The organism is Micromonospora sp. NPDC092111 (assembly GCF_044755745.1).
In the GTDB taxonomy this organism is placed as follows: domain Bacteria; phylum Actinomycetota; class Actinomycetes; order Mycobacteriales; family Micromonosporaceae; genus Micromonospora.
In genome coordinates, this window is record NZ_JBIVRQ010000001.1 from 570,104 (window position 1) to 594,685 (window position 24,582).

3 protein-coding genes are annotated in these 24,582 nt (G+C 75.8%); all 3 read right to left on the reverse strand.

The annotated features are described in order from the left end of the window. Position 1 precedes the first annotated feature (1 nt). The 3 genes from ACIQG9_RS02395 to ACIQG9_RS02405 are packed head-to-tail and all read right to left on the reverse strand — an operon-like array spanning position 2 to position 24,488. Entirely contained in the window at positions 2–238 is a 237-nt protein-coding gene (locus tag ACIQG9_RS02395) for an MbtH family protein (RefSeq protein WP_400397672.1), read from the reverse strand. Continuing rightward, positions 235–15,255 (reverse strand): amino acid adenylation domain-containing protein, encoded by a 15,021-nt coding sequence (locus ACIQG9_RS02400; RefSeq protein WP_400397675.1) that lies wholly within the window; start codon positions 15,253–15,255, stop codon positions 235–237. Before ACIQG9_RS02400 ends, ACIQG9_RS02395 begins: the two co-directional genes overlap by 4 nt. Then, on the reverse strand, positions 15,252–24,488 hold the full coding sequence (locus ACIQG9_RS02405; protein ID WP_400397677.1) for an amino acid adenylation domain-containing protein: 9,237 nt from the start codon (positions 24,486–24,488) through the stop codon (positions 15,252–15,254). The genes ACIQG9_RS02400 and ACIQG9_RS02405 overlap by 4 nt, the downstream gene beginning before the upstream one ends. Positions 24,489–24,582 lie beyond the last annotated feature (94 nt).

A 24,582-nucleotide genomic window follows, 5' to 3' on the forward strand; every position in this document is an offset into this window, starting at 1 on the left:
CCTAGCCAGCGACCGTCGCGGCGGCGTCCGCGGCCATCGCGGCGACCAGACTCTTCGGACGCATGTCGGTCCACTCGCGCTCGATGTGGTCGAGGCAGGCCTGCCGGGTGTCCTCCCCGAAGGCGGTGTGCCAGCCCTCGGGTACCGCCACGAACGACGGCCAGAGCGAGTGCTGGCCCTCGTCGTTGACCAGCACCAGGTACCGGCCCTCGTCGTTCTCGAACGGGTTGCTGCTCATCGCGCGTCCTCCTCACGGTCGGTGCCGGCGCCGCCCGTGGCGCCGGCGGTGGTGGTCTGTGCGCCGGTGCCCGCACCCCGGTCGGGGCCGGTCCCGGCGTCGATCGCGGCGAGCCGCTCGGCCAGCACCCGCCCGATGGCGGCGAGCGGTTCCGGCTGGGTCATGTCGTTGTGCCGGCAGTCGACGTCGTGCACCTCGACGGCGCCGGACAGGTGGTCCCGCCAGGCGGCGCGCGGGTCGGTCCCGGCGCTCCGGTCCCGGGCCGCGACGAAGAGGAGCGCCTCGCCGTCGACGTGGCCGGGCCGGTACTCCCGGGCCAGCCGCGAGTTGTTGGCGAACACCTCGTACAGCGCGGTGACGTGCCGGGCCTCCAGTCGGCCGAGCACCCCCTCGTTCCGGCTGAGCAACTCGGCGACCTGCCCCTCGTCGACCGGCTGCCCGCCGGCGGCGTCGGCCGGGTAGCCGGCCAGTTGCAGCATCCCGGCCAGGAACTCGGTCCGGTGCAGGATCCCCGGCTCGGCCCGTTCCGCCTCGGTCTTCGGGAACGAGTCCAACAGCGCCAGCAGCGCCACCTGCTCGCCGTCGGCCCGTAGCCGGGCGGCGACCTCGTACGCGATCAGCCCCCCGAACGACCAACCCAGCAGGTGGTACGGCCCGGCCGGCTGGATCTCGCGGATCCGGGCCAGGTAGTCGTCGGCGATCTCGGCGACGCTGCCCGGCAGCTCGGCCCGCCCGGCCAGGCCACGCGACTGCAGGCCGTAGATCGGCCGGTCGGTGAGGTGCCCCATCAGGCCGGAGTACGACCAGCCGAACCCGCTGGCCGGGTGGACACAGAACAGCGGTGGCCGGGCACCGTGCCGGCGCAGCGGCAGCAGCACCTCGAAGGCGGTCCGGCCGTCGTCGGCGGTGTCGAGCCGGTCGGCGAGCTCCGCCACCGTGGGCGCCTCGAACAGGGTCCGCAGCGCCAGGTCCACCTCGAAGGTGACGCGTACCCGGCTGATCAGTCGGGTGGCCAGCAGCGAGTGGCCGCCCAGGTCGAAGAAGCCGTCGTCGATGCCCACCTCGGGCACGCCGAGCACCTCGGCGAACAGGCCGCAGAGCACCCGCTCCCGGTGGCTGCGGGGGGCGCGCCGGTTCGCTCCCGCCCCGCTGGCGACGGCGTCCGGCACCGGCAGGGCGGCCCGGTTCAGCTTGCCGTTCGGGGTCAGGGGCAGCTCGTCCACCGTCACCACCGCCGCCGGCACCAGGTACTCCGGCAGCGCCGCGGCCACCGCCGCCCGCAGCTCGGCCGGGCGGGGGAGCCGGCCGGGCGCCGGTACGACGTACCCGACCAGCCGCTGGTCGCCGGGGCGGTCCTCGCGGACGATCACCACGCAGCGGGCGACGTCGTCCCGGGCGGCCAGCACCGCCTCGATCTCGCCCAGCTCGATCCGGAACCCGCGCAGCTTGACCTGGTCGTCGACCCGGCGCAGGAACATCAGTTCGCCGTCGTCGGTCCACCGCACGATGTCGCCGGTGCGGTACATCCGGGTGCCGGGCGGTCCGAACGGGTCGGCCACGAACTTCCCGGCGGTCTGGCCCGGCCGGGCCAGGTAGCCGCGGGCCAGGCCACCGCCGGCGACGTACAGCTCGCCGGGCACGCCGGGCGGCACCGGCCGCAGCCGGGCGTCGAGCACGTACAGCCGGGTGTTGGCCAGCGGGCCGCCGATCGGCAGCGGACCGGGCGGGAGGACCGCGCCCGGTTCGATCCGGTACTCGGTGCAGTTGACCGTGGTCTCGGTCGGACCGTACATGTTGTACACCGCCACGCCCGGGTGCTCGCGGCGCCACTCGTCGACCACCTCGCCGCGCAGCAGCTCCCCACCGAGCAGCAGCTCGGCGGTCGGGGCGTAGTCGTCCGGCAGCGCGGCCAGCAGCGGCAGGTGGCTCGGCGTCGCCTTCAGGAAGGTGCAGGGGTGGCGGCTCAGCCGCGCCCGGGTGGCGGGGTCGTCGTCCAGGCCGGCGACGTGCACGGTGCCGCCCACGGTCAGCGGCACCCACATGCCGGTGACGCTCAGGTCGAACGACACCGACGAGTGCAGCAGCGCGCTGCCGCGCACGCCCTGGTAGTCGCCGCCGGCGAAGGTGAGGTAGTCGGTCAGCGAGCGGTGCTCGATGACCACGCCCTTCGGCCGGCCCGTCGAGCCGGAGGTGTAGATGACGTACGCCGGGTTGGTCAGCCGCAGCGGGGCGGTCCGGTCGGTGTCGGTCACCGGCCCGGCGGCGTGGCCGTCCGGGTCGCACTCCTCCACCAGCAGCCGGGGCACCCCGCCGGTGTCGGCCGGCAGCTCGGCCGCCGTCGCCGCGTCGGTGAGCAGCAGCGCCGGGGCGGTGTCGGCCAGCATGAACGCGATCCGGTCGGCCGGGTAGCCCGGGTCGACCGGCACGTACGCACCGCCGGCCTTGAGCACCGCCAGCAGCCAGCTCACCAACCGGGCGGAGCGGGGCAGCGCCACCGCCACGAACCGCTCCGGGCCGACGCCGCGCGCGATGAGCAGCCGGGCCAGCCGGTCGCTGTCCGCGTCCAGCTCGGCGTAGGTCAGCTCGGTCCCGACGTCGACCAGGGCCGGCGCGTCCGGGGTCCGGGCGACCTGCGCGGCGAACAGCTCCGGTAGGGTCGCCGCCGGCACCGGGGCGGCGTTGTCGTTCCAGGTCACCAGCACCTGCCGGCGTTCCTCTGCGGTGAGCAGCTCGACCGCGCCGATCGGCTGGTCCGGGTCGGCGGCCAGCGCGGCGAGCATGGTGCGCAGCCGGTCGGCGATCCGCTCGACGGTGCCGTGGTCGAACAGGTCGGCGCTGTACTCGATCCGGCCGGCCAGCCCGGCCGGGTCGCCCGCGTCGTCCTGCTGCTCGGCGAGGCTGACGTTCAGGTCGAACTTGGCCCCGCCGGTGCCCGCCGGCAGCCCGGACACGGTCAGGCCGGGCAGCTCCACGTCGAGGCGGGCGTGGTTGTGCACCGCCAGCACGACCTGGAACAGCGGATGCCGGGCCAGCGACCGGGTCGGGTTGAGCACCTCCACCAGCCGCTCGAACGGCACGTCCGCGTGGGCGTACGCGGCCAGGTCGGTGGCGCGGACCCGGTCCAGCAGCTCGCCGAAGGTCGGGTCGCCGGAGGTGTCGGTACGCAGCACCAGGGTGTTGACGAAGAAGCCGATCAGGCCGTCGACGGCCTCGTCGACCCGGCCGGCGATCGGGGTGCCCAGCGCGATGTCCTCCCCCGCACCGAGCCGGGTCAGCAGGGCGGCGAGGGCGGCCTGGGCCACCATGAACACGCTCGCCTGCCGGTCCCGGGCCAGGCGGGTCAGCCGGGCGTGCAGCTCGGCCGGCACCTCGAAGGTCACGCTGCCGCCGCGCCGGCTGGGCACCGCCGGGCGGGGCCGGTCCACCGGCAGGTCCACCTGCTCGGGCAGGTCGGCCAGGGTCTGCGCCCAGTAGCCGGTCTGCCGGCTGGCCAGGCTCCGCGGATCGGCCTCGTCGCCCAGCACGGCACGCTGCCAGATCGCGAAATCGGCGTACTGCACCGGCAGCGCGGGGAAGTCCGGCGTCCGGCCGGCCCGCCGGGCGGTGTACGCGGCGGCCAGGTCCGCCGACAGCGGCCCGGCCGACTGTCCGTCGCTGGCGATGTGGTGCATCAGCAGCAGCAGGACGTGCTCGTCGTCGGCGACGCGGAACAGGTCGGCGCGCAGCGGCGGCTCGCCGGCCAGGTCGAACCGGTGCCCGATCGCGGCGGCCAGCTCGGCGGGCAGCTCCGCCTCGGCGACGTCGTGCTCGACCAGCACCGGTACGGCCACCGCCGGGTCGAGGACGCGCTGGTACGGCTCGCCGTCGACCTCGACGAAGACGGTCCGTAGCGTCTCGTGCCGGGCCGTCACGTCGGCCAGCGCGGCGTGCAGCGCGGCCCGGTCCAGGTCGCCGGTGAGCCGCAGCGCCAGCGGCACGTTGTAGCTGACGTCGGAGTCGTCGAAGCGGTGGAGGAACCACAGCCGGCGCTGGGCGTACGACACGGGCACCAGCTCCGGGCGCGGGCCGGGGCGCAGCGGCGGGCGGCCGTCCTCGCCGGCCAGTAGCCGGCCGGCCAGCCCGGCCACGGTCGGGGTCTCGAAGATCGCCCGGATCGGCAGCTCCACGCCGAGGACCGCGCGGATCCGGTTGACGATCCGGGTGGCCAGCAGCGAGTGACCGCCGAGGGCGAAGAAGTCGTCGTCCACGCCCACCCGGTCCACGCCGAGCACGTCGGCGAAGACGCCGCACAGCAGCTCCTCCTGGGGGCTGCGGGCGGCCCGCCCGGCACCGGCGGAGCCGAAGTCCACCGCGGGCAGGGCCTTGCGGTCGACCTTGCCGTTGGCGCTCAGCGGCAGCGCGTCCAGCCGGACCACCACCGAGGGCACCATCGCGTCCGGCAGCCGGGCGGCGACGTGGTCGCGTACCGCCTCCGGGTCGGCGTCGCCGACGACGTAGCCGACCAGCCGGTTGGTGCCGGCCGGGTCGGTGTTCACCGAGACCACCGCAGCGGTCACCCCGGTCGCGGCCCGCAGCACCGACTCGACCTCGCCCAGTTCGATCCGCTGGCCGCGGATCTTGACCTGGTCGTCGTTGCGGCCGAGGAACTCCAGTTGCCCGTCCGCCCGGTAGCGGACCCGGTCACCGGTGCGGTAGAGGCGGGCGCCGGGGCGGCCGGAGAACGGGTCGGCGACGAAGACGGTCGCGGTGCGGCGCGGGTCGCCCAGGTAGCCGAAGCCGACACCGATCCCACCCACACACAGCTCGCCGGGTACACCCGACGGCACCGGTTGCAGGTTGGCGTCCAGGACGTACAGCTCGGTGTTGCGGATGGCCCGGCCGATCGGCACCCGGTCCGCGTCGACGTCGGCCGGGGCGGCGACGAGCGCGTGGGTGACGTCGTCGGAGCACTCGGTCGGCCCGTACGCGTTGAGCAGCGGGATCTGCGGGAACCGGGCCAACCAGCGGTGGCAGAGCTGCGGCGGCAGCGCCTCGCCGGTGACCAGCAGCCAGCGCAGCGTCGGCAGCTCCGGCACCGGGGCACCGGCGTCCCACCCGTCCAGCGCGGTACGCAGCAGCGACGGCACCACCTCCAGGATGGTCACCCCGTGCCGGTCCACCCGGCCGAACAGCGCACCCGGGTCCAGCGCGGTGTCGTCGTCGACCGCGTCGACGCTGCCGCCGGTGAGCAGCGAGGAGAGCATCTGCCACACCGAGACGTCGAAGGTGAGCGCGGCGTTCTGCACGACCACGTCGGCGTCGGTGAGGTCCAGGTCCTCCACCTTGGCCAGCAGGTGGTTGAGCATCCCCCGCCGGTGCACCATCGCGCCCTTGGGCCGGCCGGTCGAGCCGGAGGTGAAGATGACGTACGCCAGGTCGTCCAAACCGGCGGCCGGCGGCGGCGACGCGACCGGCGGGCCGGCCTGGGCCAGCGGCAGGACGGTGATCGGGGCACCGGCGGCGGCGACCACCTCGGCGGCCAGCGCCTCGTGGGCCCGGTCGACCAGCAGCCAGCGGGTGCCGCTGTCGACCAGCAGGTCGGCGTTGCGGGCCACCGGTGAGCGCGGGTCCAGCGGCAGGTAGGCGCCGTCGGCGGTGAGCGCGGCCAGCACCCCGGTGATCGCGTCGCCGCCCCGCTCGGTCAGCAGCGCGACCAGGGAGCCCCGCCCGGCACCGGCGGCCCGCAGCCGGGCGGCCAGTTCGTCGGCCCGGGCGACCAGCCCGGCATAGCTGAGGGTCTGTCGCGGGTCGGTGACCGCGACCGCGTCGGGCCGCGCGGCGGCCACCGCCCGGATCAGGGCCACCGGGTCGTCGCCGGGCACCGGCCGGCCGGTGGCGTTCCAGTCGACCAGCATCCGCTGCCGTTCGGCCGGGCCGACCACGTCGACGGCGCCGATCGGCGCGTCCGGGGCGGCCACCACGGCCTCCAGCATCCGGACGAATCCGGCGAGGATCCGCTCGGCGGTGTCCTCGTCGAACAGGTCCCGGCTGTAGTCCAGCCGGCCGTCGATGCCGCCGGCGCCCGCCGGGCGTTCGGTGAGGTCGATCGACAGGTCGAACTGGGCCGCGTGCGCCCCGACGGTGTCGACGTCGACCCGCAGGCCGGGCAGGTCCAGGTCCACCGTCGCGTTGTTCTGCAGTACCAGCATGACCTGGAACAGCGGGTTGCGGGCCATCGACCGGGGCGGGTTGAGCACCTCGACCAGCCGTTCGAACGGGGTGTCCTGGTGGGAGTACGCGGTCAGGTCGGCTTCGCGGACCCGGTCCAGCAACTGCCGGAAGGTGGGATTGCCGGCGGTGTCGGTACGCAGCACCAGCGTGTTGACGAACATGCCGACCAGCTCGTCGAGCGCGTGGTCGGTACGCCCGGCGATCGGGCTGCCGATCGGCACGTCGGTGCCCGCGCCCAGCCGGGTGAGCAGGGCGGCCAGGGCCGCCTGGAACACCATGAACAGGCTGGCACCGGTGGCCTGCACCAGCGCCTGGAGCCGCCCGTGCAGCGCCGGTTCGACGACGAAGTCGAGCGTGCCGCCCCGGTGGCTGGCGACCGGCGGGCGCGGCCGGTCGGCCGGCAGGGTCAACTCGTCCGGCGTGCCGGCCAGCACGTCCCGCCAGAACCGCACCTGCTGCCCGATCGCGCTGTCCGGGTCGGCCTCGTCGCCGAGCACCGCCCGCTGCCAGAGCGCGTAGTCGGCGTACTGCACGGGCAGCGGGGTGAACTGCGGTGTCCGCCCGGCGACCCGGGCGGCGTACGCGGTCGAGAAGTCCCGGCCCAGCGGGGCCATCGACCAGCCGTCGCCGGCGATGTGGTGCAGCACGAGCAGCAGGAAGTACCCGCCGCCGGTCGGGGCGAACAGCCGGGCCCGCAGCGGCGGGTCGACGGCCAGATCGAACCCGCGCCGGGTCTCGGCGAGCGCCAGCTCGCGGACCTGCGCCGGGTCGACGGCCTCCACGGTGATCGGCGGGCAGGCCGCCTCGGCGGCCAGGATCACCTGGTACGGGTCGCCGTCGGCGTCCGGGTAGACCGTGCGCAGGCTCTCGTGGCGTTCGATCACGTCACCCAGCGCGGCGCGCAGCGCGGCCACGTCCAGCTCGCCGGTCAACCGCAGCAGGATCGGGATCTTGTACGGCGAGTCGGCGCCGGAGAGCCGGTTGATGAACCAGAGCCGATGCTGCGCGTAGGACAGCGGGATCCGCTCCGGGCGGGGCATCGGCGCCAGCGCCAGCCGGGCCCGCCTCGCGCCCCCGAGCCGGGCGGCGAGCCCCGCCACGGTGGGCGACTCGAACAGGTCCCGGATGGCCAGTTCCACGTCGAGCGCGGTGCGGATCCGGCTGACCAGGCGGGTGGCCAGCAGAGAGTGGCCGCCGAGGCCGAAGAAGCTGTCCTCGATGCCGACCTCGGACAGGCCGAGCACGTCGGCGAAGAGGTCGCAGAGCACCTCCTCCTGCGGGGTGCGCGGCGCCCGGCGGGTGGAGCCGGCCGCGTAGTCCGGTGCCGGCAGGGCCCGCCGGTCCACCTTGCCGTTGCCGGTCAGCGGAAGGGTGTCCAGCACCAGCACCGCCGCGGGGACCATGTACTCCGGCAGCACCGTCGCGGCGTGCGCGCGCAGCGCGGCCGGGTCCGGCGCGGCCGCACCGGCGGCCGGTACGACGTAGCCGACCAGCCGCTTGTCGCCGGGCCGGTCCTCGCGGACCACCACGGCGACCTGACCCAGGCCGGGGACGCGGGCCAGCACCGCCTCGATCTCACCGAGTTCGATCCGGAACCCGCGGACCTTCACCTGCTCGTCGGCGCGGCCGACGAACTCCAGGGTGCCGTCGGGCCGCCACCGCACCACGTCACCGGTGCGGTACATGCGGGTGCCGGCGTCACCGGTGGCCGCCGCGCCGAACGGGGCGGCCACGAACCGCTCCGCGGTCAGCCGTGGCCGGTTGAGGTAGCCGCGGGCCAGCCCCGCGCCGGCGATGTACAGCTCGCCGGCCACCCCGGGCGGGGTGGGACGCAGGTAGTCGTCCAGCACGTACAGTCGCATGCGGTCCAGCGGCCGGCCGATCGGCACCGAGTCGGGCACCTCGGCCACCACCTGCATCAGGTGGTGCGAGGCGAACGTGGTGGTCTCGGTCGGTCCGTAGCCGTCGCCGACCACCAGGCCCGGGCAGGCGGCCAGCACCCGGCGCACCATCGGCGCGGGCACCACGTCACCACCGGTCCACACCTCCCGCACCCGGGCGAACGCCTCCGGGGCTTCCTCGGCGAGCAACCGGAACAGGCCGGCGGTCAGCCAGAGCGCGGTGACTCCGCCGCCGGTGAGCAGGGTCCGCAGGTCGGCCACGCCGAGTTCGCCGGGCGGCGCCACGACCAGTTCACCGCCGCCCAGCAGCGGCACCCACAGCTCGTACGTCGAGGCGTCGAAGGCCAGCGGCGAGTGCAGCAGCACCCGGCGCTGCCGGTCGGTGCGCCAGCACCGGTCGGCGGCGAGGCTGAGCACGTCGTGGTGGGTGACCATGACGCCCTTGGGGGTGCCGGTCGACCCGGAGGTGTACATGACGTAGGCGAGCTGCCGGGGCTGGGCGGGACGGGCCGGGACGGCGTCCGGCCGGGCGGCGATCTCGACGGCGGCGTCGCCGTCGACCGTCACCACCGTCATGTCGTGGTCGAACCGCAGGTGGGCCATCGCCCGGTCGGTGAGCAGCACCGAGCTGGCGGTGTCGGCGGCGAGGTGGGTCAACCGGTCGGCCGGGTAGCGCGGGTCCAGCGGGACGTACGCGGCACCGGCCTTGAGGATCGCCAGGACCGACACCACCTGGTCGATCGAGCGTTCCTGCAGCAGGGCGACCCGGTCCTCGGCGGCGACACCGAGCGCCACCAGGTGCTGGGCCAGCCGGTTGGCCCGGGCGTCGAGTTCGCGGTAGGTCAGCGCGGCGCCGCCGACCGCGCGGACGGCGACCTGGTCGGGGATGCGGGCGACCTGCTCGGCGAACCGGTCGGCCACCCCGCCGGTCGGCGCCGGCTCCGGCCGGGCGGTGTCGTTCCAGTCGGCCAGCACCAGCCGCCGCTCGACCGCGTCGAGAACGTCCAGCCGCCCCACCGGGGTGTCGAGGTCGGCGGCGACGCTGCCGAGCAGCCGCACCAGCCGGTCGGCGAGACGCCGCGCCGCCGTGGCCGGGAAGAGGTCGGCACGGTGGTCCAGTTGCAGCCGGAGCCGCTCGCCGGGAATCGCGGTGACGGTGAGCGGGTAGTGGGTGGCGTCCCGCCCGGAGACCCCGGTCAGCCGCAGTCCGGTGCCGGGCAGGCTGAGCAGCCTCGGGTCGAGCGGGTAGTTCTCGAAGACCACCAGCGTGTCGAAGAGGTCACCGTGCCCGGCCAGCCGCTGCACCTCGGTCAGCGGCAGGTGCTGGTGGGCCATCAGCGCGGACTGCTGGTCCTGTAGCCGCAGCAACATCCGGGCCACCGGCTCGGCCGGGTCCAGCCGCAGCCGTACCGGCAGGGTGTTGATGAACAACCCGACCATGGTCTCCACCCCGGGGAGCTCCGGGGGACGACCGGCGACCGTACCGCCGAAGACCACGTCGCCGCGGCCGGTCAGCGCGCCGAGCAGCACCCCCCAGGTGCCCTGCAGGATGGTGTTGAGGGTGACGCCGTACCGGCGGGCCTGGGCCTGCAACGCGGCGGTCAGCTCGGTGGGCAGGTCGACGGTGATCCGGTCGGGCAGCTCCGGGGCCCGGCCCGGGTCGACGGGGGCGAGCAGGGTCGGCTCGGCCAGGCCGGCCAGCGCGTCGGCCCAGGCCCGCTCCGCGGCCGCCCGGTCCTGGCTGCCGAGCCAGGCCAGGTAGTCGCGGTAGGGGGCCACCCGGGGCAACTGCCGGTCGTCGCCGCCTGCGGCGTACAGGGCCAGCAGCTCGCGCATCAGCGTCGGCACCGACCAGCCGTCCAGCAGGATGTGATGGTTGGTGAGCACCAGCCGGTGTGCGGTCTCGCCCAGGCGCAGCAGGGTGAACCGCAGCAGCGGCGGGCGAGCCAGGTCGAAGCCCTCGGCCCGGTCGACGGCGAGCAGTTCGCGGACCCGGTCGGCCTGTGCCTCCCCGGTCAGGGTGCGCAGGTCGTGCGCACGCCAGCCGGCGCGCATCCCGTCCACCACCACCTGCACCGACTCGCCGCAGGAGCGCTGGCGGAACGCCGTCCGCAGGTTGGCGTGCCGGGCCAGCAGGGCGTCGGCGGCGACCCGCAGGGCCGCCGCGTCCAGCTCGCCGGCCAGGTCGAAGCAGAGCTGTACGGCGTAGACGTCGCGGTCCGGCCCGTCGTAGAGGGCGTGGAACAGCAGCCCGTCCTGCAACGCGGTGAGCGGCAGCAGATCGCTCGCGGCCGGCTGGGCGGCCTCGATCGCCTCGATCTCCTCCTGGGACAGCGTCAGCAGCAGGTCGGACGGGGTGTGCCCGCCCGCGCCGGGGGTGGCGGCGTGCGCGACCAGGGCGTTCAGCGCGGCCAGCCAGTCGTCGGCCAGCTCGCGTACCTCGTCCTCGCCGAGCAGGGTCTGCGGCCAGGAGAAGGTCGCCGACAACCGGGGACCGTCGGCGTGGTCCCGGGTGACCGCGTTGACCTCGATGGCGTGCGGCACCGGCAGCGCGCCGTCCGCGCCGCCGCCGAGAGCCTGGGTGTCGGCGGCGACCGCCCAGTCGGTGTCCCCACCGTCGGCGGCGGTGAACCGGCCGAGGTAGTTGAAGCCGATCTGCGCCGCCGGCCGGTCGGCCAGTCGGCGGGCGGTGTCGGCGTTGAGATAACGCAGCAGGCCGTACCCGATGCCGTTGTCGGGCACCGCGCGGAGCTGCTCCTTGACCCGCTTGACGGCACGCCCGGCGGCGGTGCCACCGGCGAACGCCTCGGCCAGGTCGAGCCGGCCGAGGTCGAGCCGGACCGGGTAGACGGTGGTGAACCAGCCGACGGTGCGGGACAGGTCCAGGCCGGCGTCCAGTTCCTCCCGGCCGTGGCCCTCCAGGTCGACCAGCAGGTCGGCGGCGTCCTGGGCGCCACGCCGACGCCGCCACCGGGTGACCGCGAGGGCGAGCGCGGTCAGCAGCACGTCGTTGACCCGGCCGTGGAACGCCGCCGGCACCCGGGTCAGCAGCGGCGCGGTGCGCTCCGCGGGCAGCGTGACCGTCAGCAGCCGGCCGGTGTCCACGGTGTCCCGGGACGGGTCGAGCGGCCGGCCCGCGAGCGGGGCCTCGGCGGTGCCGAGCCGGTCCAGCCAGCCGTCCAGTTCGGCCACTCGTTCCGGACGCGCGGCCTCGGCGACCAGGTGCCCGGCGAAGCGGCGCAGCGAGGTCCGCACCGGTTCCAGTTCGGGGGTACGTCCGGCCACGGCCGCCTGCGCGGCGGCGGCCAGGTCGGGCAGCAGGATCCGCCACGACACCCCGTCGACGACCAGATGGTGCAGGGCCAGCAGCAGCCGGCCGGGACGGTCGGCCCCGGCGTCGAACCACATCGCCTGCAGGACCCGGCCGTCGCCCGGGGACAGCCGGGCCTGGACTCCCTTGGCCTGTTCCTCGACGAGCGCCCGGAGTTCGTCGGCGTCCAGGCCGGCCGCGTCGACCCGGGTCACCAACTCGGCCACGGCCAGGCTGCCGCGCTCGCCGACCACCTGCCGCCAGCCGGCCGGCTCGTCGCGTACCAGCCGCAGCCGCAGCGCGTCGTGGTGGTCGACCAGCGCCCGCAGGGCGGCGACCAGGTGCTCGCGCCGCAGCCCGGCCGGGGTGTTCACCAGCATGGACTGGTGGAAGCCGTCGATCGGGCCGCCCCGCTCGCGCAGCCAGTGCACGATCGGGGTCAGCGGCACCGCACCCGTACCGTCGTCGGTGGGCACCGGCCCGGCGTCGTCCGCGGCGGCGGCGGCGAGACCGGCCACCGTCCGGTGCACGAAGACGTCCCGGGGGCTGAACGACAGGCCCGCCCTGCGGGCCCGGCTGACGAGCTGGATCGACACGATGCTGTCGCCGCCGAGGTCGAAGAAGCTCTCGTCGGCGCCCACCGTGTCCAGGCCGAGCACCTCGGCGAACAGGCCGGCGAGCAGCGTCTCGCGGGCGGTGGCCGGGGCCCGGCCACCACCGGTGGCGGTGAACCCGGGGGCCGGCAGGGCCCGCCGGTCCAGCTTCCCGCTCGGGGTCAGCGGCAGCGCCGGCAGGCCGACGATGGCCGCCGGCACCATGTACTCGGGCAGGCCGGCGCCGACGTGCGCCCGCAGCGCGGCCCCGTCGACCAGCGCGCCGGCGGCCGGCACCACGTACCCGACCAGGCGCTTCACGCCCGGCTGGTCCTCCCGGGCGATGACCGCGACCTGCGCGACGGCCGGGTGCCGGGACAGCACCGCCTCGATCTCGCCCGGCTCGACCCGGAAGCCGCGGATCTTCACCTGGGCGTCGGCCCGGCCGACGAACTCCAGCGTCCCGTCGGCGCGCCACCGCGCCAGGTCCCCCGTGCGGTACATCCGTCCGCCGGGCTCGGCGCCGAACGGGTCGGCGACGAACCGTTCGGCGGTCAGTGTCGGCCGGTCCAGGTAGCCACGGGCCAGCCCGGCCCCGGCGATGTACAGCTCCCCCGGTACGCCCGGCGGGACCGGACGCAGGAACCGGTCCAGGACGTAGGCCCGGGCACCGGCGACCGGGACGCCGATCGGCGGGACGCCGGCACCGGGGACCAGCGGCCGGCTGAGCGTCGCGGCCACGGTGATCTCGGTCGGCCCGTACGCGTTGACCATGCGCCGGCCGGGCGCGAACCGGGCGACCAGGTCCTCGCCGCAGGCGTCGCCGCCGACCACCAGGGTGCGCAGCACCGGCGGCGTCACCTCGGGCAGTCCGGCGAGCGCGGCCGGCGGGATGAGCGCGTGGGTCACCTGCTGGCCGGTCAGCACGGCGGCCAGGTCGTCACCGACCAGCGGCCCGGGAGGCGGTACGACCAGCGCCGCCCCGGCGCCGAAGGCGGCGCAGAGTTCCAGTACGGACGCGTCGAAGCTGGGCGAGGAGAACTGCAGCACCCGGCTGGAGGCGTCGACGTCGAAGCCGGCCACGATCGCGGCGGTGAAGCTGGGCAGTCCGGCGTGGGTGACCACCACCCCCTTCGGCCGGCCGGTCGAGCCGGAGGTGTAGATGAGGTAGGCCGGGTGCGCGGGCCGTAACCGGGCGGCCCGTTCGGCGTCGGTCACCGGGCCGATGGGTCGGGCCGACCAGGCGGCGACGGTGGACGGCTCGTCGAGCAGCAGCCGTGGCACGGCGGTGTCGGGCAGCCCGATCCCGTGCAGCGTGGCCAGCAGCACCGGGCGGGCGTCGGTGAGCATGAACGCGATGCGGTCCGCCGGGTAGTCGGGGTCGATCGGCAGCCAGGCGCCCCCGGCCTTGCTGACCGCGAGCGCGGCGGTGACCAGTTCCGGGCTGCGCGGCAGGGCGAGGGCGACCACCCGCTCGGGGCCGACGCCGTGCTCGATCAGCAGCCGGGCCAGCCGGTCGGCGGCGGCGTCCACCTCGGCGTACGACATGGTGTCGTCGGCACCGATCAGCGCCGGCGCCTGCGGCCGGGCCGCGACCTGGGCGGCGAACAGCTCGGGGAAGGTGCCCGCCGCGACGGGCGGCGGGCCCACGGCCCAGGTGCCGAGGACGGCCGTGCGCTCGGCGTCGTCGAGGACGTCGAGCCCGGCGACCGGGGTCTGCGGCGCGTCGACGACGGTGGTGAGCAGGCGGACCAGACGGTCGGCGACGCGCCGGGCGGCCGGGCCGTCCAGCAGGTCCGGACGGTGGTCCAGCCGCAGGGTGAGCCGTTCCCCGGGCAGCACGGCCAGCGTCAGTGGGTAGTGGGTGGCGTCGTGGCCGGCGACGGCGGTGACCCGCAGGCCGGTGCCGGGCAGGTCCAGCGCGGACGGGTCCAACGGGTAGTTCTCGAAGACGGTCAGCGTGTCGAACAGCTCGTCGGCACCGGCGCCGGCCAGCCGGCGGATCTCGGCGAGGCCGAGGTGCTGGTGCGCCATCAGCGCGGACTGCTCGTCCTGCACCCGGGCCAGCAGGGCGGCCAGCGACTCGGCCGGGTCGAGCCGGATCCGCACCGGCACCGTGTTGATGAACAGTCCGAGCATCGCCTCGACACCGGGCAGGTCCGGCGGCCGACCGGCGACGGTGGTGCCGAAGACCAGGTCGTCGTCGCCGGTGAGGGTGCCGAGCAGCAGCGCCCAGGCGCCCTGCACGACGGTGTTGAGGGTGACGCCGAGCCGGCGGGCGGTGGCGGTGAGCCCGGCGGTCAGCGCCGCGGGCAGGGACACGGTGAGCTGTTCGGGGGCCGCCGGGGGCCGCGCCGGGTCGGCCGGGGCGAGCAGGGTCGGGCCGGCCAGCCCGTGCAACGCGTCCCGCCAGGCCCGCTCGGCGGCGGCCCGGTCCTGCCGGTCGAGCCAGCCGAGGTAGTCGCGGTACGGGGTGACCGGCGGCAGCGTACGGTCGTTGCCGCCGGCGACGTAGTGCGCGAACAGCTCCTTGGCCAGCAACGGCATCGACCAGCCGTCGAGCAGCACGTGGTGGTTGGTGAGCACCAGCTTGGCCCGGTCCCCGCCGGTACGGATCAGCGCGGCGCGCAGCAGCGGCGGGCGGGCCAGGTCGAACCCGCCGGTCCGGTCGGCGGCGAGCAGCCGGGCCACCTCGTCGTCCCGGTCCGCCGCGCCGTGGCCGGTCAGGTCGTGCTCCTGCCATGCCGGGGCGATCTCGCGGGGCACCACGGCGACCGACTCGCCGGTGCGGCGCGGGCGGATGCCGACCCGCAGGTTGGCGTGCCGGGCCAGGATCGCGCCGACCGCCCGGCGCATCCGGTCGGCGTCGACCGGACCGGCCAGGTCGAGCACGAACTGCACGGTGTAGAGGTCCGACGCCGATCCGTCGTACAGCGCGTGGAACAGCAGACCCTGCTGCAACGGTGACAACGGCAGGATGTCCTCGACGCGTGACTGCTTCACCACTGTGGCCCCCACTCCGCTTCCAGTTCGTCCTCAAACTCGTCGATCTCGTCCTGGGACAGCGAGGCCAGCGTCAGGTCGGACGGGCTGTGTCCCCCGGCCCCGCCGGCCGCGGCGTACGCCACGATCCCCACCAGGGCCGCCCGCCAGTCGGCGGCGAGCTGGCGGACGACGGTGTCGTCGAGCAGCCCGCCCGGCCAGCGCCACACCGCGGTGAGCCGGGGGCCGTCGGCGGTGTCGGCGGTCCAGCTCGCGATCTCGATCGGGTACGCCACGGGCTGCTCCGGGTCCGCCCCACCGCCGATCCGCGCGGCGGTGCCGCCCAGCCGGCCGAGGTAGTTGAACATGATCTGCGGCTCGGCCAGTTCGGCCAGCACCGCGGCGGTCTCGCTGTTCAGGTGTCGCAGCAGGCCGTAACCGAGGCCGTCGTCGGGCGCGGCCCGCAGTTGCTCCTTGACCCGCTTGAGTGCGGTGCCGACGGCCGCACCGCCGTCGCGCACCTGGTCCCACTCCACCGTTCCGGGATCGAGACGGACTGGAGCCAGGCTCGTGAACCAGCCGACGGTGCGGGACAGGTCGACCCCCGGCACGTTGTCGGCCCGGCCGTGCCGCTCCAGGTCCACCAGCACCGCCGGATCGGCGCCCAGGCCGCGCCGCTGCCGCCAGCGGGCCACCGCGAGGGCCAGCGCCGCCAGCAACGCGTCGTCGACCCGGGCGTGGAACAGCGCCGGTACGGCGGTCAGCAGCGGTGCGGTCTGCTCGGCGGGCAGCTCCACGGAAAGCTCGGCCAGTGTGGCGACGGTGTCCCGGGCCGGGTCCAGCGCACGCCCGGCCAGTGCCGGCTCCGGCTGGTCGAGCAGCTTGGTCCACAGCGGAAGTTCGGCCAGCCGGGCGGGGCTGTGCGCCTCCCGGACCAGGTGGTCCGCCCACTCGCGCAGCGCGGTGCCGGCCGGGGTGAGCTGGGGCGACGTGCCGGGGGTGGCGTCCAGGGCGGTGGTCAGGTCGGGGAGCAGGATCCGCCACGACACCCCGTCGACGACCAGGTGGTGGGCCAGGACCAGGAGTTGTCCCGGCTGGTCGGTGCCGGCGTCGCACCAGACGACGCGCAGCATGCGGGCGGTGAGCGGGTCCAGGTCGGCGCGGGACGCCTCGGCGAGGGCGGCCAGGTCGGTGGCGGCGGTGGCCGGTACCCGGGTGATCAGCTCGGCGGCGGCGACGCTGCCGCGCGGGCCGATCACCAGCCGTCGCGGCGCGGCCGGGCCGGTCAGCCGCATCCGCAGCGCGTCATGGTGGTCGAGCAGCGCCTGCACCGCGTCGCGCAGCCGGTCGGCGGTCAACCCCGCCGGCGCGGGCAGCACCACCGACTGGTGGAACCCGTTCACCGGGCCGGCCCGGTCGAGCCACCACCGCGCGATCGGGGTCAGCGGCAGCTCGCCGATGCCGGCGTCGGGATCCGCCGCGGGCTGGCCGGCCGCCGTTCGGGCCACCGCCGCCAACGCCGCCACGGTCCGGTGGGTGAACACCTCGCGCGGGGTGAGCTCCAGCCCGGCCTGCCGGGCCCGGCTGACCAGTTGGATGGAGACGATGCTGTCGCCGCCGAGGTCGAAGAAGCTGTCGTCGACGCCCACCCCGGGCAGCCCGAGCACCTCGGCGACGAGGCCGGCGAGCAGTTCCTCGCGCGGGGTCGACGGCGCCCGCCGGGCGGCGGTGGCCCCGACGAAGTCGGGGGCCGGCAACGCCGCCCGGTCGAGCTTGCCGTTGGCGGTCACCGGCAGGCCGTCGAGGGCCACCACCGCCGCTGGCACCATGTACTCCGGCAGCCGCCCGGCGAGGTGCTCGCGCAGGACGGCCGCGTCGACCCGCTGCCCGGCGGCCGGTACGGCGTACGCGACCAGCCGTTTCACCCCCGGCTGGTCCGCTCGGGCGAGCACCACGCACTGCCCCACCGACGGGTGGTCGGCGATCGCCGCCTCGATCTCGCCCAGTTCGATCCGGAATCCGCGGATCTTGACCTGGTGGTCGGTCCGGCCCACGTACTCCAGCACCCCGTCGGACCGCCAGCGCACCACGTCCCCGGTGCGGTACATCCGCTCCCCCGGTGTGACGGACGGGTCGGTGCCGGCCAGCGCGGCGGCGAACGGGTCGGCGACGAACCGCTGCGCGGTGAGCCCGGCCCGGCCCTGGTAGCCACGGGCCACCTGAACGCCGGCCAGGTACAGCTCGCCGGCCACGCCGGGTGGCACCGGGCGGAGGAACCCGTCCAGCACGTACAGCCGGGTGTTCCACACCGGGGCGCCGATCGGCACGGTCCGCTCCCCCGGCCGGCACGCCCAGTACGTGACGTCGACCGACGCCTCGGTCGGGCCGTACAGGTTGTGCAGTCGGGTGCCGTCCGCGCCGGCCGGGCCGAGGGTGGCGAAGAACCGTTCGGCCAGGTCGGCGGGGAGCGCCTCGCCGCTGCAGATCACCCGGCGCAGCCCGGTGATGCCGGCGGCGGCCGGTTCGGCCAGGAACGCCTGCAGCATGGACGGCACGAAGTGCAGGGTGGTGACCCGTTCGGCGCGGATCAGCCCGGCCAGGTACGCCGGGTCCCGGTGTCCCTCGGGCCGGGCGACCACCAGGGTGGCGCCGACGATGGTGGCCCAGAAGAACTCCCAGACCGACACGTCGAAGCCGGACGGGGTCTTCTGCAGCACCCGGTCCTGCGGCGTGAGCCGGTACTCGTGCTGCATCCACATGAGCCGGTTGACGATGCCCGCGTGCGGCACCACCACGCCCTTCGGGCGGCCGGTCGAGCCGGAGGTGTAGATCAGGTACGCCGGGTTCGCCGGGCGCAGCGGCCCGTGCCGGTCGGCGTCGGTCAGCGCGGCCGGGGAGCGTTCCGCCGTCGCCCGCCGTAGCTCGTCGGTGTCCAGGACCAGGCCGGGGGCGGTGCCCGCCGCCAGCCCGGCGGTGGCCCGGATGGTGAGCAGCAGCGCCGGACGCGCGTCGTCGAGCAGGTACGCGATCCGGTCGGCCGGGTAGTCCGGGTCGACCGGCAGGTACGCGGCACCGGCCTTCAGCACCGCCCACAGCGCGACGACCAGTTCCAGCGAGCGGGGCACCGCCACGGCGACGAACCGTTCCGGGCCGACGCCGTACCCGATCAGCAGCCGGGCCAGCCGGTTGGTCGCCTCGTCCAGCTCGCGGAAGGTCAGGCTGGCCCCCTCGAAGACCAGCGCGGTGGCGTCCGGGGTGGCGGTCGCCTGCCGGGCCAGCAGGTCGGGCAGGGTGGCCGGGGCGACCGGCTGCCGGGTGCGGTTCCAGGTCACCAGGACCTGGTGGCGTTCCGCCGGGCTGCTCGGGTCGAGCCGGCCCACCGGCCCGGACGGGTCGGCGGCGATGCTGGTCAGCAGCCGGTTCATCCGCTCCAGCAGCACCCCGGCGGTGGCCTCGTCGATCAGGTCCGGCCGGTACTCCAGCCGCAGCGCCAGCCGGTCGCCGGGGACCAGCACCAGGGTGAGCGGGTAGTGCGTGGCGTCGTGCCCGTGCACGCCGCGCACGGCCAGCCCGGTGCCGGCCAGGTCGAGCACGGCCGGGTCGACCGGGTAGTTCTCGAACACCACGAGGGTGTCGAAGAGTTCGCCGTGTCCGGCCAGCCGCTGGATGTCGGGCAGGCCGAGGTGCAGGTGCGGTTGCAGCGTGCTCTGCCGGTCCTGCAACCCGGCCAGCACGGCGGTGACCGGCTCGGCCGGGTCCAGCCGGACCCGCACCGGCACGGTGTTGATGAAGAGCCCGACCATGGTCTCCACGCCGGGCAGCTCGGCCGGCCGGCCGGCGACGGTGGCGCCGAAGACCACGTCGTCGCGGCCGGTGAGGCTGCCGACGAGCACCGCCCACGCGCCCTGCACGACGGTGTTGAGGGTGACCCCCGCCGCCCGCGCCGTGGCGGTCAGGGCCTCGGTCAGCGGTGCCGGTACCTCGCGTACCAGCTTGGCCGGCGGCACCGGGGCACGCCCGGCGTCGGCCGGCGCCACCAGGGTCGGCCCGGTCACGCCGGCGAGCGCCTCGCGCCACGCCGCCTCGGCCGCGGGCCGGTCCTGCCGGGCCCGCCAGGCCGGGTACGCCCGCGCGGCGGCGACCGGCGGCAGCGCGTCGGTACGACCGGCCGAGCGGTACAGCGCGAAGAGTTCACCGGCGAGCACCGGCATCGACCAGCCGTCGAGCAGGATGTGGTGGTTGGTCAGCACCAGCCGGTACCGCCCACCGGGCAGCCGGGCCAGGGTGAAGCGCAGCAGCGGCGGGCGGGCCAGGTCGAAGCGTTCCGCCCGGTCGGCGACGAGCAGTGCGGCGAGCCGGGCGTCCACGTCGGCCGGTGCGGTCCCGGTCAGGTCGGGCTCGCGCCAGTCCACGTCGACCGTGGCCGGCACCACCTGCACCGGGCGGCGCAGGTCGCGGTGGGTGAAGCCGGCGCGCAGTCCGGGGTGCCGGTCGAGCAGCGCCTGGGCGGCGGCGCGCAGCCGGGCGGTGTCCAGGTGGCCGTCGAGATCGAAGACGAACTGCACGGTGTAGATGTCGGGGGCCTGCTCGTCGTAGCCGGACAGGAACAGCAGCCCCTCCTGGAGCGGGGCGAGCGGCAGCACGTCGGCCAGCGCCGGGTAGCGCCGCTCCAGCCGCTCCACCTCGTCCTGGTCCAGCTCGACCAGGGGCAGGTCGGACGGGCTGCGTCCGCCGGCGCCCGGGTGGCCCGCGTACTCGGTGATCGCCTCGATCGCGCCGAGCCAGCCGTCGGCGAGTTCCCGCACGTCGCCGTCGGCGAGCACCCCGTCCGGCCAGCTCCACTCGGCGGTGAGCCGGGGCCCGTCCGGTCCGTCCACCAGCACCGCGTTGATCTCAAGCTGATGGGCCATCGGCAGCTCACTGGCCCCACCGGCGGCGATGTCGCCGTCGACCGCCAGCACCGACCAGTCGGTGCCGTCGTCGGCGGCCAGCCGGCCGAGGTAGTTGAAGCCGATCGGCGGGGCCGGGCGCGCGACGGTGGACCCGGTCCGGTCCGGGGCGGTGGACCCGGCGGCCCGAAGCTGTTCCTTGATCCGCTTGACCGCCCGACCGGCGGCCGGTCCACCGGCCAGCGCCTCGGCCGGATCGAGGTCGCCGAGGTCGAGCAGCGCCGGGGCCAGGTGGGTGAACCAGCCGACGGTCCGGGACAGGTCCAGCCCGTGCGCGCCGTCCCGGCCGTGCCCCTCGACGTCCACCCACAGTCCCGACCCGGCGGCGGGCCGGCGCCGCCGCTGCCAGTCGGTCACGCTCACCGCCAGGGCGGTCAGGAGCAGGTCGTCGACCCCGGCATGCCACCGGGGCGCGGCGCGGCGCAGCAGTGCGTCCGTACGGGCCGCCGGCAGCCCGACCGTCCGGCGGCGGGCCGCCGCCTCGGTGTCGTCCGGGCCGATGGGACGGCGGGCGAACGGCGGCTCCACGATCGCGCCGGCGGGCCCGGTCACCGCTCCCCCGGGTGCGCCGGCCCGGTCCGCGACCAGCCGGGCCCAGGTGCGGTACGAGGTGGGGACCGGCGTCAACCGGGGCGGCCCACCGGCCGCGCCCGCCGCCGCCGTGGCCAGGTCGTCGAGCAGGATCCGCCAGGACACGCCGTCCACGGCGAGGTGGTGGACGGCGAGCACCAGCCAGCCGGGACGGTCCGGCCCGGCGTCGCCCCACACCGCCCGCAGCAGCCGTCCGTCGCCCGGTCGCAGCCCCGCCACGGCGGCGGCGCGGGCGGCGCCGACCAGGTCGGCCGGCGGCCGGTCCGGCCCGGCGGCGACGGGCAGCCGGCGCAGGCAGTCGGCGGCGTCGACGGTGCCGCGCGGCGGGATCACCAGCCGCCACTGTGCCGCGTCGCGGTGCAGGGTCATCCGCAGCGCGTCGTGGTGGTCGAGCATCGCCTGCAGCCGCGCGGTCAGGTCCGCTTCGCGCAGCCCGGCGGGGGTACGCACGACGACGCTCTGCGCGACGCCGTCGACCGGGTGGCTGTCGCCCGCCCTGGCCCGCAGCCAGTCGACGATCGGAGGCAGGGGTACGTCCCCGACCGCGACGCTCGGGTCCTCGGCCTCGGCCGACCCGACCTCGCCGGCCACCAGAGCCAGGGCGGCCACCGTCCGGTGGCGGAACACGTCCCGTGGGGTGAACCGCAGTCCGGCCCGCCGGGCCCGGCTGACCAGTTGGATGGCGACGATGCTGTCCCCGCCGAGGTCGAAGAAGCTGTCGTCGACGCCGACCCCGGGCAGGCCCAGCACGTCGGCGAAGAGCCGGGCCAGCAGTTCCTCGCGCGGGGTGGCCGCGGCCCGTCCGGCGCCGGCCGTGGCGGCGAAGTCGGGTGCGGGCAGGGCGCGGCGGTCCAGCTTGCCGGTGGGGTTCAGCGGCAACGCGTCCAGCAGCACGAACGCCGCCGGCACCATGTACTCCGGCAACGCCGCCGCGACGTGCTCACGCAGCGTGGCCAGGGTCGGGGCGGTCGCGCCGCCGGCCGGCACCAGGTATCCGACGAGTTGGGCGGTGACCCCGGTGTCGGCGCGGGCGATCACCGTGGCCTGGGCCACGTCCGGGTGCGCCAGCAGGACGGACTCGATCTCCCCCAGCTCGATCCGGTAACCGCGCACCTTGACCTGGTCGTCGAGCCGACCGAGGTAGTCGAGGTGACCGTCCGTCCGCCAGCGGACCAGGTCGCCGGTGCGGTACATGCGGGCACCGGATGGGCCGAACGGGTCGGCGACGAACCGCTCGGCGGTCAGCCGTGGCCGGTGGAGGTAGCCGCGGGCCAGTCCGGCGCCGGCCAGGTACAGCTCGCCGACCGCGCCGGGCGGCACCGGACGCAGCGCGCTGTCCAGGACGTACGTCCGGGTGTTGGTGGTGGGCCGGCCGATCGGCGGGGCGACGCCGTCGGCGAGGTCCCCGCCGTACCACGCGGTGGAGTAGACGGTGGCCTCGGTCGGGCCGTAGATGTTGGCCACCCGGGCGCCGGGCAGCGCGGCGTTGATGTCCCGGACCGCGTGGGCGGACAGCGCCTCACCGGCGAGCACCACCGAGTCGGCGTGGGCGTCGACCGCACCCGTGGCCAGCAGTTGCGCGAAGGCCGAGGGCACGGCGCTGATCAGGCTGCCGGACCAGCCGTCGCTCCGCTCGGCGAGGGCGAGCAGGTCGTCGACCACCTCGATCTCGCCGCCGCAGGCGAGCGGGCCGAACATCTCGAAGACCGAGACGTCGAAGTTGAGGGAGGTGCTGGCCAGCACCCGGGACAGCGCGGCCGGACCGATCTCCGCGACCGCCCAGCAGGCCAGGTCGACCGCGTTGTCGTGGCTGACCAGCACGCCCTTGGGCCGGCCGGTGGAGCCGGAGGTGTAGATGACGTACGCCGGGTGGGCGCCGCGCAGTGGGCGCAGCCGGTCGGCGTCGGCCAGGTCGGTGTCGTCCTGTTCGGCGAGCAGGGCGCTGACGGCGGGCTCGTCGAGCCGGAGCAGCCGGTCCGGGGCACCCCCCGGCAGCCCGTCGCCGACGGTGAGCACCAGCCGGGGGTCCGCGTCGGCCAGCATGAACTCGACCCGGTCCGGCGGGTACCGCAGATCGACCGGCAGGTACCCGGCACCGGCCTTGAGGACGGCGAGCAGGGCGACCATCATCTCCGCCGACCGGGGCAGCGCCAGCGCGACCAGGCGCTCGGGACCGGCGCCACGGGCGACCAGCAGCCGGGCCAGCCGGTTGGCGGCGGCGTTGAGCTGGGCGTAGGTCAACGTAGTCGGGCCGCAGGTGACCGCCGGGGCGTCGGGGGTACGCGCCACCTGGCGCTCGATCAGCGCGGGCAGCCGCAGGTCCGGCACCGGCCGGGTCGTGTCGTTCCAGTCCCGCAGCACCAGCCGCCGCTCGTCGGCGCCGACCAGGTCGAGCCGGCCGACCGGCCGGTCCGGGCCCGCCGCCGTGGTCCGGGCGAACGCGTCGAGGAAGGCGGCGAAGCGCTGGGCGTGCCCGCCGACCTGCTCGGCGGAGTAGAGGTCGGGGTTGGCGTCCAGGTCCAGCCGGGCGTCGGCGTCGCCGCGCCGGGCATCGAGCACGAAGGCCAGGTCGTCGACCGGACCGCCGGCCAGGTTGTGGTCGGTGCCGGTGGCCGCGCCGAACCGGGTCCCGACCCCGTCGGGGACGGCGTCGAGCAGGATGTTGACGTGCGGACCGAGCACCGACGCACCGCCGGTCAGGCCCAGGTCGCGGTGCAGGTCCTCGAAGCGGTAGCGCTGGTGGCGCAGCACGTCGTGCAGTTCCCGTGAGACGCCGGCGACGAGCGCGCCGAGGGTGTCCTCGGCGCGTACCGCCAGGCGCAGGGGTGCGATCGCGGAGACCATCCCGGGGGTGGCCCGGGCCACGGCCCCCGGCCGGGCGGTCAGCGGCAGGGCGAGCACCAGGTCCTCGTTGCCGGTCAGCCCGTGGAAGTAGGCCGCCACCGCGGCCACCACGACCGCCGGCACGGCGACGCCCCGCTCCCGGGCCGCCGCCCGCAGCCGGCCCATCGTCGCGGGATCCAACGCGGCGCTACGCCGGGTCAGCCGGCGCGGGGTGGTGGGTTGCCGGTCGGCGAGACTGGCCGGGGTGGGCCGGTCGGCGAACCGCCCGGTCCAGTAGCCGCGGTCGCGGTCGAACCGTTCGCTGGCCCGGTAGGCGGCCTCCGCGTCGGTCAGCGCCCGCAGCGGCCCGAACGGCGCCGGGCCGGGCACCCCGCCGGCGCTGAGTGCGGTGTGGACGTCGGCCACCCGGCGGGCCACCAGCACCATGCCGTACCCGTCGAGGGCCAGGTGGTGGTAGCACTGGTACCACAGGGTCCGGTCGTCGGCCAGGCGCAGCAGCGCGTACCGGAACAGCGGTGCCCGCCCGAGGTCGACCGGCTGGGCGGCGTCGGCCCGCATCCAGTCCCGGGCCGCCGCGTACGGGTCGGCCGCCCCGCGCAGGTCGATCACCGGCAGCGTCCAGTCGACCCGGGGCCGCACCGACAGCATGGGCCGGCCCTCGACGGGCTCCTCCACCCGGATCCGCAGCGCCTCGGTGTCGGCGACGGTACGGCGCAGCGCCGCCTCGAACACGGCGTGGTCGAGCGGGCCGGTCAGGTCGGCGTACTCGGCGAGGTGGTAGATCGGGTTGCCCGGGTCGAGCCGCTGGGCCAGCCAGATCCCGTACTGCGCGGTGGTCAGCGGGCAGTGAACATCCTCGTGGTCGGGCACAGCGATCCTCCGGGGCTACGGACGAGGGGTGTTCGCGGGGTGGACGGATGCGCGGCGGCCAGCGGGCGGCTGACCCCCGCCCGGTCCGCGCTCG